Source organism: Bradyrhizobium sp. McL0615 (assembly GCF_049993905.1).
Taxonomy (GTDB): Bacteria; Pseudomonadota; Alphaproteobacteria; order Rhizobiales; family Xanthobacteraceae; genus Bradyrhizobium.
Window position 1 is genome coordinate 8744376 of sequence record NZ_CP188254.1, and the last position, 13156, is coordinate 8757531.

Genomic DNA, 13156 nt, shown 5'->3' on the forward strand with positions numbered 1-13156 from the left:
CAACGCTGCCGAAATGCTGCGAAGATAGGCAATGGCCTTGGATACTCGAACGATCCTTTCTCCGTCACTCACGGCAAAATTGTCGACGCTGGGGAGGGCGCTCGGACGCGAGCGATCTGATTGGGCGCTCGACGAGGCCTTAACAGAGCTTTCCACGCTTCCGGCCGCCCAGATCGTTCGAGCCAGCCGCGAAATTGCGTGGGCCGCCGCCGGCCTCAGCTGGCCACAGCCTTCATTGGTGGACAAGCTGCTGAGCGTGCCATCGACCGAGCGAGAACTCCTAATCAGAAATCCCGACTATGCATGGCTCTTTCTATTCCATCCCGATGGCCATGTGAGACAAGCCGCGCTCCGATCCTTCGATGCTCCTCCAAGGTCCGCATTCTTTCTCGCTGCCCTGGCCTGGCGCCTGAACGATTGGGTCGAACCCGTGCGTGAAGCCGCACGGCGTTGCGTCGAGCGCATTTCTGCTGAAGTGCCCGCAGCCGTTGCAGCAGACACGGCGGCATACTTGCTCGAACGACGGCTAGTTTGGGGTCGATGGCGCGATGAGGCGAACGCGCTCGACCGGATTTTCGTGCGCGACGATGTGCTTGCGGCCTTGGCAATGCAGTTGCAGAAGCGTCCAACTGGTTCGCTGGGAATCTGCCTTGGAAACGCACTGCGATATCCCGACATCGATCAGCACCTACCTCAACTCGCGGCGACCGCCATTCAACCCGCGGTTAGAGCGATCGCGTATCGCTGCCTGATCTCTGGCAAGGCTCGTTGGCCCGTGGGCTTTGAATGGGCTTGGATCGATAAGGTCTACGGCTTGCGACGGCGTATTCCTACACTGGAGACTCGTGACGTCCGGAGAGATCGCCCCCCTGCCGATTTCGTCGAAGCGGGTATCCGCGACAAATCACCTTTCGTGAGAAAGATCGTCGCAGATGCGATGATCGCCGCGCGGTCGCAGATACCCAGTGAAGAAAAGTTAGTTGCTCAACTGGCCGCAGACAGAAGTTCATCGGTGCGGTCACGGGCTGACTTCCTGTTGAGACATCCGCGGGCAGCGGATCTCTAGTCCGGAAGACATCGACGCAAGCGGAGCCTCACGGTTCGAAACGCGCGAAGCGCTGGAGGCGTTGTATGCGCTGAAGGCGAAGCTGCCGAAGGGGTACCCGTAGCCCGGATGAACGCAGCGATATCCGGGACGGTGTGAGAGTGGCCCCGGATGTCGCTGCGCTCATCCGGGCCACGAAGCCGACGGCGCCCCTCACCCGGCGAAGGGCTGGATCAATTTCAGCGTTGCCGCGAAGCGGATGCTGAGCTTGCCAACCAATGCGGTCGCCTCGATCTCTGCACCCTCGGCGCGACAGCGGCCCGAGAAGCCGATGCCGACCTCATGACCGCCGAACAGCGGATGCTCGTCCTTTGCCGGGGTGTGCTCCTGGTTGACGAACTCGCCCTTCCAGCGGCCATTCGCGGAAGTGTAGGCGCCGAGATAATAGAAGAACGCGTCGCCGCCGAGGATGCGGCCGTCTTTCAGCAGCATCACGCCGGTTTGCCCGCCGGCGATGCCGTCCAGCATCCGGATGTCGATCGAGTAAAGCCCGCTGACGATGCCGCCTTCGCCGACCAGCCCCGGCGGCGGGATGTCGTCATTGCCGAGCGGCGTCATGACCGCGCGGAACACCGAGCCGGCGTCTTCCACGACGCTGCCCGCGAAATGCCAGACGTCGCCCTGCGGCTTGCCGCTTATGTTGATCGTGACTGCGTCGGCGCTGACCAGGTTTCTCCGGTGCGGCGATGCACTGTGGCGCCGGGTTCTGAGCCTGGCGATGATCTCGCCGTCCACATTTTCGTAAGTGCCGAAATGGGCGAAGGCCGTATTGCCGCCGAGCATTGTTCCGGCATGGGCGTACAGCACGCTGCGGCCGGTGCCGCCGCTGATGTCGTATTCGACCTTGTATAATCCCTCCACCGCGCGCCCTCGTCCGTCCCGCCGCCAGTCTATCGGGTCTCCTCGCCGTCGGCCATCAAACTTGCGGCTTGGTCCGCGCGGCCTTCCTGCGCCCGATCCACCACAGGCCCAGGTTCCAGCCGATGCAGGTCGCCAGCGCGAGGCTGAGCCCGATCGCCGAGCCGAACTGCAGCGCGGCGGCATGCAGCACGGCAATCGCGAGCCCGAGCCCGATCAGCCCCCAGGCGCTGTTGGCGAGCACGGCCGCGGTCGGCGGCCCGCCGATGCGGGGATGCAGGATCAGCATCATGGAGGTGAACACGATCGGGAACAGCGCGATGATGCCGCTGACTTTGGGGCCGACCCAGCTCGACGTGGTGACCACCGTCGCCACCAGCGTTGCGACCAGCGACGCCCGCAGCGGGATGTCGTACCAGCGGCGCCTGACCGGCGGCATTTTGGCGTGGCGGTAGCGGGCGAGCAGTGGGACGCAGATCGCGTAAGCGACGACATTGGCGATCAGCCCGCTGGCCAGCGACCATTGCAGCGACCGGATGATCGTGGCGAGCACGAGCCATACGGCCACCGCCGAAAGGCAACTGAGCAGCGCGCCATGCCGCTGTGCCAGCACGACATAGGTCAGCCCGAGGAAGATCGTCGCCGCGTTGATCGGCAGGCTCGCCAGCGCGCCCTCGGCGATGAAGGCGGCGTCATGATCGAGTGCGAGGAACACATAGGACGGCCCCGCCGAAATCGGCAGCGTCGCGATCAGCGCGCCGATCACGGGACCCGAACGTTCGGTGACGATGGAAGCCGTCACCACGAACGCCGCGGCGAACGCCATGCGCAGCGCGAGCGTGAGGACGAAGGCGAGTTCGGGGGACATTATTCGTCGTCCCTGCGAACGCAGGGACCCATACGCCGCGGCTTCTCGATTTGGAAGGTGTGGGCTGATACTTCCCGCACCCATGGACTTCGGTGGTTATGGGTCCCTGCGTTCGCAGGGACGACACCGAACTAGACCCGCTTCATCGACACCGAGACCTTCGGGCCGTTCTTGATGGTCTGATAGACCACGCAATAACGCTCGGAGAGTTTTAGCAGCAGGTCGAGCTTGTCCTGCGGCGCATCGGTTCCGACCTCGAAGCGCAGACGGATTTCCTCGAATCCAACCGGGGCTTCCTTGTCGACGCCGAGCGTGCCGCGAAAATCCAGATCGCCCTCGGCGATGACCGTGCCGCTTTTGAGCGGCACGTCGACGGCGGTGGCCACCGATTTCAGCGTGACGCCGGCGCAGGCGACGAGGGCTTCCAGCAGCATGTCGCCCGAACAGAGCTCCAGGCCGGAGCCGCCGGTGGCGGGGTGCAGGCCGGCTATCGCCAGCGCCCGGCCGGTCTCGACCTTGCAGGCGATGCCTTCATTGTCGATCGAGCCTCTGGCTTTCAGGGTAATGACCGCGGCCGAAGGGTCGGTCTTGTAGCGTTCCTTGATCGGGGCCTGCATCGCGCGAAGTTCGGCGGCGTCCATCTTCGTCTCCCGGTTGTTCTTTTTGCCACGCCGGATTTAGTGCGAAATGGCCCCGATGTCACCACCACATCGCTTCGCCGGCCATGGTTTTTGGGTCGGCGTCGGGCACATTGCGGTCGAGCGAGCGATCGAGCGCGGTCAGCACGTGACGCTTAAAATTTTCGAACAATGGTGAGGAACGGTCGCGCGGCCGTGTCAGATTGATCCTGATCGCCTCGAACAGCCGGCCCGGCCGCGGCCGCATCACGAGCACGCGGTCCGCCAGCACCACGGCTTCGTCGACGTCGTGCGTCACCAGAACCAGGGTCGGCCGCGTGTCGTTCCAGAGATCGAGCAGATGGTCCTGCAGGTCGCGCCGCGTAAAGGCGTCGAGCGCGGAGAACGGCTCGTCGAGCAGCAGCACTTCCGGCTGCGGCACCAGCGCGCGCGCAATCGCCACCCGCTGCGCCTGCCCGCCGGAGAGTTCGCGAGGCCAGGCTTTTGCCTTGTCGGCAAGGCCAACCCGCGCCAGCGCCTGCGCCACCTTCTCGCGCCGCGCAGCGGCCGGCAGATCCGTCAGGCCGAAGCCGATATTGTCGGCGACGCTGAGCCAGGGCAGCAATCGCGGCTCCTGGAAGATGATCCCGATCTTGGCGTGCGGCGTCGTGATCACAACGTCGTCCAGCGTCACCGTGCCCGTGCTGGAGCGGTCGAGGCCGGCGACGGCGCGCAGCAGCGTCGATTTTCCGCAGCCGGAGCCGCCGATGATGGCGACGATTTCGCCGGGCCTGATCTCGGCCGAAAACCGCTCCAGCGCGTGGACGCCGTTGGGATAGGTTTTGCCGACGCGATCCAGCGCGAGCATCAGGCGGCTCCGCTCTGGCGGCCGAACGCATCCTGCCAGCGCAGCAAGGGCGCGGTGGCGATTTCGATCAGCCAGTCGGTGGTCTTGCCGAGGATTGCGAAGATCACGATCGCCGCCACGATCTGCGCCGGCTTGCCGAGCTGCTGACCGTCGATCAGGAGATAGCCGAGTCCTTCGGACGCGCCCATGAATTCGGCGGCGACGACGAACATCCACCCCAAACCAAGACCGACGCGCAATGCGACAACATAGGCCGGCAGTACCGCGGGCAGCAGGATGCGCCGGATCATCGCCGGGCCGCTCAGGCGAAAAATGCGGCCGACCTCGACGATCTTGCGATCGACGGAAAGGATCGCGCCCATCACACCGAGATAGACCGGGAAGAACACGCCGACTGCGATCAGTGCGATCTTCGAGGTCTCGAAAATGCCGAGCCACAGGATGAACAGCGGCACCCAGGCGATGGAGGGAATGGCGCGCAACGCCTGCACGGTCGGATCGAGGAGTTGCCGCGCCAGGCCCCAATAGCCGGAGATCGCGCCAAAAACGGTTCCGGCGGCGACGCCGAGGCCGAAGCCGGCGGCAACGCGCGTCACCGTCGCCGTGATATGGCGCGACAGCTCGCCGCTCTTCGTCAGTTCCATCACGGTCGCGAAGATTCTTGTCGGCGGCGGCACCAGCCGGCCGGTGGAATAACCGAGCCCGACCCAGACTTCCCAGATGACCGCGAGCCCGACCGGCAGCAACAGCCCGAGCGCCGGCCGCGCATAGCGGCGCAGGCGGGCGGGCGACGCTTGCGGCGTCATCGCATCGGTGCGTTCCAGCGCGGGGAGTTCAACTGTCATGGTCATAGCAAGAACGCTTCTCGCGCGGGATTGCAAGGTGGGCTTACCCTCCCCTGGAGGGGGAGGGTTGGTTCGCATCGAGCGAAGCGAAATGCGAAACGGGGTGGGGTGATCTATCAACTCGGGCACTGTTGGATGCGGAGAGACCGTCACCCCACCCCGCCGCTCATTGCATGAGCGTCGACCCTCCCCCTCCAGGGGAGGGTAAGCGCATCAATTCGTCGGCAGCGGGACCTGGTCGTCGATCAGCGCATCGAGCGTTGCCTTGACGTCGACCTTGGCGTCGACGACGCCGGCCTGCTGCAAGGCTAGGCCCGCGGCGAGGATCGAATCGCGCTGCGGGGCGCCGATGCGGCTGTGGGTCAGTTCGGTGCGTTCCTTGAGCTGCTTGTCGACGACGGCTTCCGGCAGCTTGGTCACGCCGATGAAGGTCTTCTTCAGGTCGTCGTAATTGGCCAGCGAATATTTGCGCGCTTCCTCGTACACCGCGAGCACGCGGCGGACGGCGTCGGGGTAGTCCTTCAAAAACTGCTCGCGCACATTGAGGATGCCCCAGGTGTTGGCGTCGGCCTTGCGGAAGAACAGTTTTGCGCCCTCCTCGACTTCGGCCTGCGCCATCATCGGATCGAGACCGGCCCAGGCATCGACATCGCCGCGGATCAGCGCGGTCTTGCCGTCGGCGTGCTGCAGCAGCACCGGCGTGATGTCCTTTTCGGTGAGGCCGGCGCCGAGCAGCGCGCGCACCAGGAAGATGTGCGGATCGGTGCCGCGGGTCACCGCGACGCGCTTGCCCTTGAGATCGGCGACGGACACGATCTTGGAATCCTTTGATGTCACCAGCGCGGTCCATTCGGGCCGCGAATAGACATAGATCGACTTGATCGGGTTGCCGTTGATCCGGGCGACCAGCGCCGCCGAGCCCGCGGTCGATCCGAAATCGATCGAGCCTGCGTTGAGGAATTCGAGGGCCTTGTTGGAACCGGCCGACTGCACCCAGACCACGCTGATGCCGTCCTTGGCGAATTCCTTCTCCAGCAATCCCTTTTGCTTGAGGACCATCGACACGGGATTGTAGGTCGCCCAGTCGATGCGAATCTCCTTGAGCGCGTCGGCGGCAAAGGCCGCGCCGGGCAGCAAGGTCGAGACCGCGATGATTGCAGCCAGTGCGCGCCGTGAAATCCTGGGCATGGTCCCCTCCCTTGATGCCGTGAGAAACGTAATTACTTTCAACAAGTTATTCGGCAACGCAACAAGAAAATACGTGCCGGCAGCGGGCCGTGGCGAGGACGGCTTTATCCAAACCGATCCAAATCCAGCATAGAACTGCTGTTGGCCTACAATCGTCAGTGACAGCCCCCGCGCCGTCCGATATCGGGATAGATCATGGATAGCGTCGTGACTGAGGACCGCTCCGGAGCGGATGATCGTTTCGATACCGCGCGGATCACCGCGGCGGTCGATGCGCTGGCCGAAAAACATGCCGGCCGCGAAGACGTGTTTCGCTCGGCGCTGGCGCAATTGCTCAAGGCCGAGATGATAGAGGCCCGCGCCACCGCGCAGGCCGTGCTGCTGAAAGATCGCCACGGCCGCCGCTGCGCGGAACGGCTCTGCTTCATGCAGGACGAAATCATCCGCATCCTGTACTCGGCCGCGACGCGGCATCTCTATCGCTCGCATGTGCCCTCCGGCGCCGAGCGCATGGCGGTGGTCGCCACCGGCGGTTATGGCCGCGGCCTGATGGCGCCGGAATCCGATATCGATCTGCTGTTCATCCTGCCCTACAAACAGACCGCCTGGGGCGAGCAGGTCGCCGAGGCCATTCTCTATTGCCTGTGGGACATGGGATTGAAGGTCGGCCACGCCACGCGCTCGGTCGACGAATGCATCCGCCAGGCGCGCGGCGACATGACGATCCGCACCGCGATCCTGGAGACGCGATTTCTCACCGGCGACCAGCCGCTCTATGACGAACTGGTCGCCCGCTTCGACAAGGACGTGGTGCAGGGCACGGCGTCCGAATTCGTCACCGCCAAGCTCGCCGAACGCGAAGAACGCCACCGCCGCGCTGGGCAGTCGCGCTATCTGGTCGAGCCCAACGTCAAGGACGGCAAGGGCGGCTTGCGCGATCTGCACACGCTGTTCTGGATCGCCAAATACGTCTATCGCGTGCGCGAGACCGACGAGCTGGTCGAACGCGGCGTGTTCGACGCGCAGGAGTACCGCACCTTCCGCCGCTGCGCCGACTTCCTGTGGTCGGTGCGCTGCAATCTGCATTTCGTCTCGGGGCGCGCCGAAGAGCGGCTGTCGTTCGACATGCAGCGTGAGATCGCGGTCCGGCTCGGCTACACCTCGCATCCCGGCATGCAGGATGTCGAACGCTTCATGAAGCACTATTTCCTGGTCGCCAAGGACGTCGGCGACCTGACCGCGATCCTGTGCGCCAAGCTGGAGGACGAGCAGGCCAAGCCCGCGCCGGTGCTGAGCCGCATGGTGGCGCGGCTGCGGCCGGGCGCCCAGCGGCGGCGGGTACCCGACAGCGACGACTTCATCATCGACAATAACCGCATCAACCTCGCCGCCCCCGACATCTTCAAGCACGACCCGGTCAATCTGATCCGGATCTTCCAGCTGGCGCAGAAGAACAACCTCGCCTTCCACCCCGACGCGATGCGCACCGTGACGCGCTCGCTGAAGCTGGTGAACTCCCAGCTTCGCGAAAATCCCGAAGCCAACCGGCTGTTCATGGAGATCCTGACCTCCGATAACGCCGAGACCGTGCTGCGGCGCATGAACGAGACCGGCGTGCTCGGCCACTTCATCCGTGCCTTCGGCAAGATCGTGTCGATGATGCAGTTCAATATGTACCACCATTACACGGTGGACGAGCATTTGATCCGCTGCATTGGCCATCTGCAGGAGATCGAGCGCGGCGGCAATGACGAGTTCACGGTCGCCAGCGACCTGTTCCGCAAGATCCGCCCCGAGCATCGCGCGGTGATCTACATCACCACGCTGCTGCACGACGTCGCCAAGGGCAGGCCGGAGGATCATTCGATCGCCGGCGCCAGGGTGGCGCGGCGGCTGTGCCCGCGGCTCGGCTTCAACGCCGCCGATACCGAGCTGGTGGCGTGGCTGATTGAAGAGCACCTCACGATGTCCACGGTAGCGCAGTCGCGCGACCTCTCCGACCGCAAGACGATCGAGAATTTCGCCGCCGTCGTGCAATCGGTCGAGCAGATGAAGCTGTTGACCATCCTGACCACCGCCGACATCAGGGGCGTCGGCCCCGGCGTGTGGAACGGCTGGAAGGCGCAGTTGCTGCGTACGCTATATTATGAGACCGAGCCGGTGCTGACCGGCGGCTTCTCGGAAGTGAACCGCGCGCAACGCATCGCGGTGGCGCAACGCGAATTCCGCGCCGCCTTCAACGAGTGGCCGGAAGCCGAGCTCAATGCCTATATCGGCCGCCATTATCCGGCCTACTGGCTCAAGGTCGACCTGCAGCGGAAGATTCGCCAGGCGCGTTTCATCCGCGCCAGCGAACTGGCCGGGCACAAGCTTGCGATCAATGTCGGTTTCGACGAGGCGCGCGCCGTCACTGAACTGACGATACTGGCGACCGACCATCCGTGGCTGCTGTCGATCATTGCGGGCGCCTGCGCGTCGGCCGGCGCCAACATCGTCGACGCGCAGATCTACACCACCACCGATGGTCGCGCGCTCGACACCATCGCGATCTCAAGGGAATACGACCGCGACGAGGACGAGGGACGCCGCGCCACCCGGATCGGCGAGATGATCGAGCAGGTGTTGGAGGGCAAGCTGCGGCTGCCCGAAGTGGTGGCGCGCAAGGCCGCCAACCGCGGCAAGGTGCGCGCTTTCGTGGTCGAGCCGGAGGTCACCATCAACAACCAATGGTCGGACCGCTACACCGTGATCGAGGTCTCCGGCCTCGACCGCCCCGGCCTGTTGTATCAACTGACGACCGCGATCTCGAAGCTCAACCTCAACATTGCTTCCGCCCATGTCGCGACCTTCGGCGAACGCGCCCGCGACGTGTTCTACGTCACCGACCTGCTCGGCGCCCAGATCACCGCGCCGACCCGGCAGGCCGCGATCAAGAGCGCGCTGATTCATCTGCTCGCCAGCGAAGACACCGTCGCGCAGCCGGCGGCGTAGCTATTTGGTGACCCTCGCTCTCTCCACATCATCGCGAGCGCAGCGAAGCAATCCACACTTTGATGCGGGGATAGATGGATTGCTTCGCTGCGCTCGCAATGACGGGGAAATAACGACACATATACCGCTGTCATCCCCGCGCAGGCGGGGATCCAGTACGCCGCGGCCTATCAGTTTAATTATTGACTTCTCTGGAATACTGGATCACCCGCCTGCGCGGGTGATGACGACTGAACATGCGTTGGCGGCGATGGGTTTCGCTTCGCTCTACCCATCCTACGATCGACGGGCGCGACCGTCACGACGGCGTTACGGGTCCTCGCCCGCGGCCGGCTTGGTAGCGACCGACCGCGCCACTGCACGATGCCTGCGATAGCGCAGTGCATCGATCAGCAGCGAGAGAACGGACGACCGCTGATGCCGCGTCGGGTAAGGCAGGTGGTCGTCCGACAACCGCCCGCGCGTCACGTCTTGGTCGTCGTCACAGAATTTCGGCGCGAACGCCAGGAACGGGCCGCCGAGATCTGAATGATGGAATGGGTTTCGTGGTGGGCGTCGCATCGGTCGTCAACCTTGTGCAGGAGACGCGCGAGCTCGTTGTGATAGAGCCTCGTCCAGTTGCCATTCAAACTGGTGAGGAATTCGAGCTCGCGGCCTGTGAGTATCGACATAGGAAACGCCAGGATGCGGAAGCAGGAGACATCGGAAAAAATGGCGCGAGGGTTAGATCTTCTGCATGCCGGCGATCTGCCTGCCGCTGTAGGGGCCGACATAGACCCCGTTCTGCAGGCATTGCGATTTTGCAGCACCGCACATCTGCGACCGGTCCGGCCGCGTGCTGGAATTGCGGATGCAGGAGGCGGCATAGGCGCTGCAGGTATGCGGGATCGCGGCCCGCCGCATGGACATCCGGTATCGGTAGGAGCGTCCGCCGTCGGACGACTGGCAACATTTGCCGTTCATCTTGCCGGCTGACGCCGTCGTCAATCCCGATGGCAGCACGATGGTGGAAATGGCGAGCGACAGGACGATGGCGAACGACTTCATGGCAGATTTCCTCTTCACAGCTTGTCTCCTCGAGTGACTAACCAACGAGACCGGCAGTCGGCGCGACGCCGATGCTGTCGGGAAACACGGTGCTGGCGAGCGCACGCTCGTCGACTCTCAGATGATCGCGGAGCAGGCCCTTGAGCACGGCGCGCAGATCGGTGGTGGGCTTGAGGTCGCGTTCCTCATAGAGCTGGGCTTGCTTCAATCCCGGCCAGTCGGCGATCACACGCCCGCCGCGCAGCGCACCGCCGGCCAGAAAGGCCACGGTGCCGGTGCCATGGTCGGTTCCGTTGGTGCCGTTGATGCGCGCGGTGCGTCCGAACTCGGTGATGATGGCGACCACCGTCTCGCGCCAGGCATCGCCCATGTTGGTCTCGATCGCCGCCAGCGCGCCGTCGAGCGCACCGAGAAGATTGGCGAGCTGACCGGAGGCCGCGCCCTCGTTGATGTGGGTGTCCCAGCCGATGAAGCCGACCGCGCCGACCCGCGGGCCGTCCGGCTTGGCCAGAAAGCGCGCCGCCGTGCCGGCGGCTTCCGCAAAATAAGCCCGCACCCCGGCGATGCCGGGAACTGCAAGTGCAGCGCCGTCGACCATGGCTGCATCCGATAGTCCTGTGGCGCCGAGCGCGGCCAGACGAATCCTTGCCTCGAGCGCGGCCGCCAGTTTCGGGTCGGTGTGCTTGTAGAGATCCAGCAACCGGGCCTGGGTGTCTTCGTTGGCCGGTAACAATTTTTGCGGCACCCACGACAGCACCGGCGCGCGGCCGCGCACAACCAGCGGGGTCACCGAGCCGACGCCAAGCACGCGGCTGCCGCGCGGATCGACCCGGCCGTCCGAAGCCAATTCGGCTAGCGCGCGGTTGAGCCAGCCGGTGTCGACGGCACCCGGCCGCGCGATGCCGCTTTCGAGAACGTCCTGGCCGTCGAAATGCGAGCGATCGCGATAGGGCGTTGCGGTGGCGTGCACGATGGTCGCCTGCTGCGCCTTATAGAGCCGGTGCAGGTTCGGCATCGCGGGATTGAGCGCAAAGAAGCTGTCGAGCGGCAGCGCCGGCGGCTTGCCGTCGAGCGCGAGCGCGCGGTCGCCGCGCAAGCCGATCCAGTCGGGATCGCCGACGGGAGCGACCGCACCGAGACCATCGAGCGCGCCGCGCAGCACAATGACGAGCATGCGCGGATCGCGGCCCTCGGCGCGTGCGAGCCGCGGCATCTGGCTCCACGCGAACAGGCTGCCTGCGCCGATCAGCGCCTCGCGACGGGATGGCAGATGGTGGCGAAAATTCATGCTCACCTCCTCTGGAATTCGGCCGACATGAACAGCAGCACCAGCGCCTGCTGACGGCTCTCGGCGCGGCCGACCGCCTGCTTCACCTCCGGCGACACCTCTGACCCGAACACGGTCTCGATGACCTCCTGGGGATCGGTCCGGCCTGCGATGCGCTCGGCGAAATTATTGGCGACGTCGAGCCGCCGTCCCATGCCGTCGATCCAGGATGCTTCATCGTCCGGAAAACCCTTCGGCGACGGCGGACGCCACAGCGGTTCGCCGAGCAGGACCTGTCCGTCCGTGTACCGCGTGGGGTCAGCCTGCGTGATCCCGGTTGCGCGCACCATGCCGACCACCCACTCGCCGGGCCGCTTGAGTTTGGCCGGCGGCTGCGTCCACGCTTCGTCGGAAGAGACCATCACCCTGACGACCTGCTTGAGATCGCCGCCGGTATCGAGAAAGGCCTTCGCCATCCGCTCCACCAGCGCAGGCGGCGGCGTATCGGAGACGAAATGGCGCGCCAGCTTGGTTGCCACATGCGAAGCGGTCGCGGGATTGGCGGCGAGATCACGCAGCACGGCGCGTCCCTGCTCCACCGTTTCGTCGTCGTAGGATTTTCCCAGCACCTTCTGTGCGCGGGGCTCGTGCAGGCGCGGATTGAAGGTGAATTCGCCGCCATGCTCGGGATTGTCGCCCGGCGGCACCAGGGTCCATCCGGTGAGAATGTTGGCGAAGCCGATGACGTCGTCCTGGGTATAGCCGGTCCGCACGCCCAGCGTATGCAACTCGAGAATCTCGCGCGCGAGATTTTCGTTCAGCCCGCGGGTGCGGTTGATGCCGGCGGTCGAATTCGCGCCCATCGAAACCGTCTGGTCGAGATAGAACAGCATGGCCGGATGGCCTTCGGCCGCCAGCAACAGATCGGAGAACCGGCCGAGCACGTGAGGGCGGATGGCCTCGCGTTCATAGGCGCCGGACATGCTGCGGATCTTGTCGGCCGAGACGCAGAAATGATTGGACCAGAACCAGACCAGCCGCTCGACAAATCCGATTTCAGCGCCGAACGCAGCCGCAGTACGAATCCGCGCCTCTTCGAGATAGATCGGCCGTCCCGGATCGGGCACGGCTTCGGCGGCTATCTTTGCCGCCATATCGCCCGTACCCGGCGCGGCGCCTTCCATCATCGTGGACGCTTCCGCCATCTGCTGGCGTTTCGCGTCCTGCTCCTTCTTGGCAACGATCGCCTTGGCTTGCCGCTTCGCAAACGCGTCGGTCACCGCGCGATAGGCCTTGGCGCTCGACGGCAGGCTGGCGGCGGCGAGTTCGCTAATCGCGGGACGATCGAGCTCGGCGATCAGCGCGCCGCGCGGATCGGCCTCGATCGCCGCGATCGATCCCGGACGCGGCGCCATCCCGAACCGGTGGAGGGCAAGCACGGCTTCGGCCTTTGCAGAACGGCTCATGGCAACACCCGAGGATGCGACGTCGTGTAGTGCTAC

The 13156-nt window shown here is 64.8% G+C and carries 12 protein-coding genes; 2 read left to right on the forward strand and 10 right to left on the reverse strand.

From position 1 onward, the window contains the following. Positions 1-31 precede the first annotated feature (31 nt). Positions 32-1066: a hypothetical protein gene (locus ACPPVP_RS42120; protein ID WP_426529917.1), complete on the forward strand. Its 1035-nt coding sequence runs from the start codon at positions 32-34 to the stop codon at positions 1064-1066. A gap of 192 nt (positions 1067-1258) precedes the next feature. Here the strand turns inward: ACPPVP_RS42120 and ACPPVP_RS42125 are convergent, their stop codons facing one another. From ACPPVP_RS42125 to ACPPVP_RS42150, 6 genes are all read right to left on the reverse strand, one after another. Then, positions 1259-1966, reverse strand: coding sequence for a GrlR family regulatory protein (locus tag ACPPVP_RS42125; protein WP_426529919.1), 708 nt, complete (start codon positions 1964-1966; stop codon positions 1259-1261). A 55-nt stretch (positions 1967-2021) separates the two neighbouring features. Then, on the reverse strand, positions 2022-2831 hold the full coding sequence (locus tag ACPPVP_RS42130; protein WP_426529921.1) for a hypothetical protein: 810 nt from the start codon (positions 2829-2831) through the stop codon (positions 2022-2024). 131 nt (positions 2832-2962) lie between these two features. Then, positions 2963-3472 (reverse strand): OsmC family protein, encoded by a 510-nt coding sequence (locus ACPPVP_RS42135; RefSeq protein WP_426529923.1) that lies wholly within the window; start codon positions 3470-3472, stop codon positions 2963-2965. A gap of 58 nt (positions 3473-3530) precedes the next feature. Further along, complete coding sequence (locus ACPPVP_RS42140; protein WP_426529925.1) at positions 3531-4316, reverse strand: ABC transporter ATP-binding protein; 786 nt, start codon at positions 4314-4316, stop codon at positions 3531-3533. Beyond that, positions 4316-5167: an ABC transporter permease gene (locus ACPPVP_RS42145; protein ID WP_426529927.1), complete on the reverse strand. Its 852-nt coding sequence runs from the start codon at positions 5165-5167 to the stop codon at positions 4316-4318. Before ACPPVP_RS42145 ends, ACPPVP_RS42140 begins: the two co-directional genes overlap by 1 nt. A 207-nt stretch (positions 5168-5374) precedes the next feature. Then, positions 5375-6349, reverse strand: coding sequence for an aliphatic sulfonate ABC transporter substrate-binding protein (locus ACPPVP_RS42150; RefSeq protein ID WP_426529929.1), 975 nt, complete (start codon positions 6347-6349; stop codon positions 5375-5377). Between the two features lie 195 nt (positions 6350-6544). Between ACPPVP_RS42150 and ACPPVP_RS42155 the strand changes: the two genes are divergently transcribed. Further along, a complete protein-coding gene (locus ACPPVP_RS42155) occupies positions 6545-9340 on the forward strand; it encodes a [protein-PII] uridylyltransferase (protein ID WP_426529931.1) in 2796 nt (931 codons plus the stop codon). A gap of 309 nt (positions 9341-9649) precedes the next feature. On the opposite strand, the gene ACPPVP_RS42160 is transcribed toward ACPPVP_RS42155, so the two are convergent. From ACPPVP_RS42160 to ACPPVP_RS42175, 4 genes are all read right to left on the reverse strand, one after another. After that, positions 9650-9901: a hypothetical protein gene (locus ACPPVP_RS42160; protein WP_426529933.1), complete on the reverse strand. Its 252-nt coding sequence runs from the start codon at positions 9899-9901 to the stop codon at positions 9650-9652. A gap of 162 nt (positions 9902-10063) precedes the next feature. Then, positions 10064-10387 (reverse strand): hypothetical protein, encoded by a 324-nt coding sequence (locus tag ACPPVP_RS42165; protein ID WP_426529935.1) that lies wholly within the window; start codon positions 10385-10387, stop codon positions 10064-10066. 37 nt (positions 10388-10424) lie between these two features. Continuing rightward, positions 10425-11675, reverse strand: coding sequence for a DUF1501 domain-containing protein (locus tag ACPPVP_RS42170; protein WP_426529937.1), 1251 nt, complete (start codon positions 11673-11675; stop codon positions 10425-10427). A gap of 2 nt (positions 11676-11677) precedes the next feature. After that, on the reverse strand, positions 11678-13120 hold the full coding sequence (locus ACPPVP_RS42175; protein WP_426529939.1) for a DUF1800 domain-containing protein: 1443 nt from the start codon (positions 13118-13120) through the stop codon (positions 11678-11680). Positions 13121-13156 lie beyond the last annotated feature (36 nt).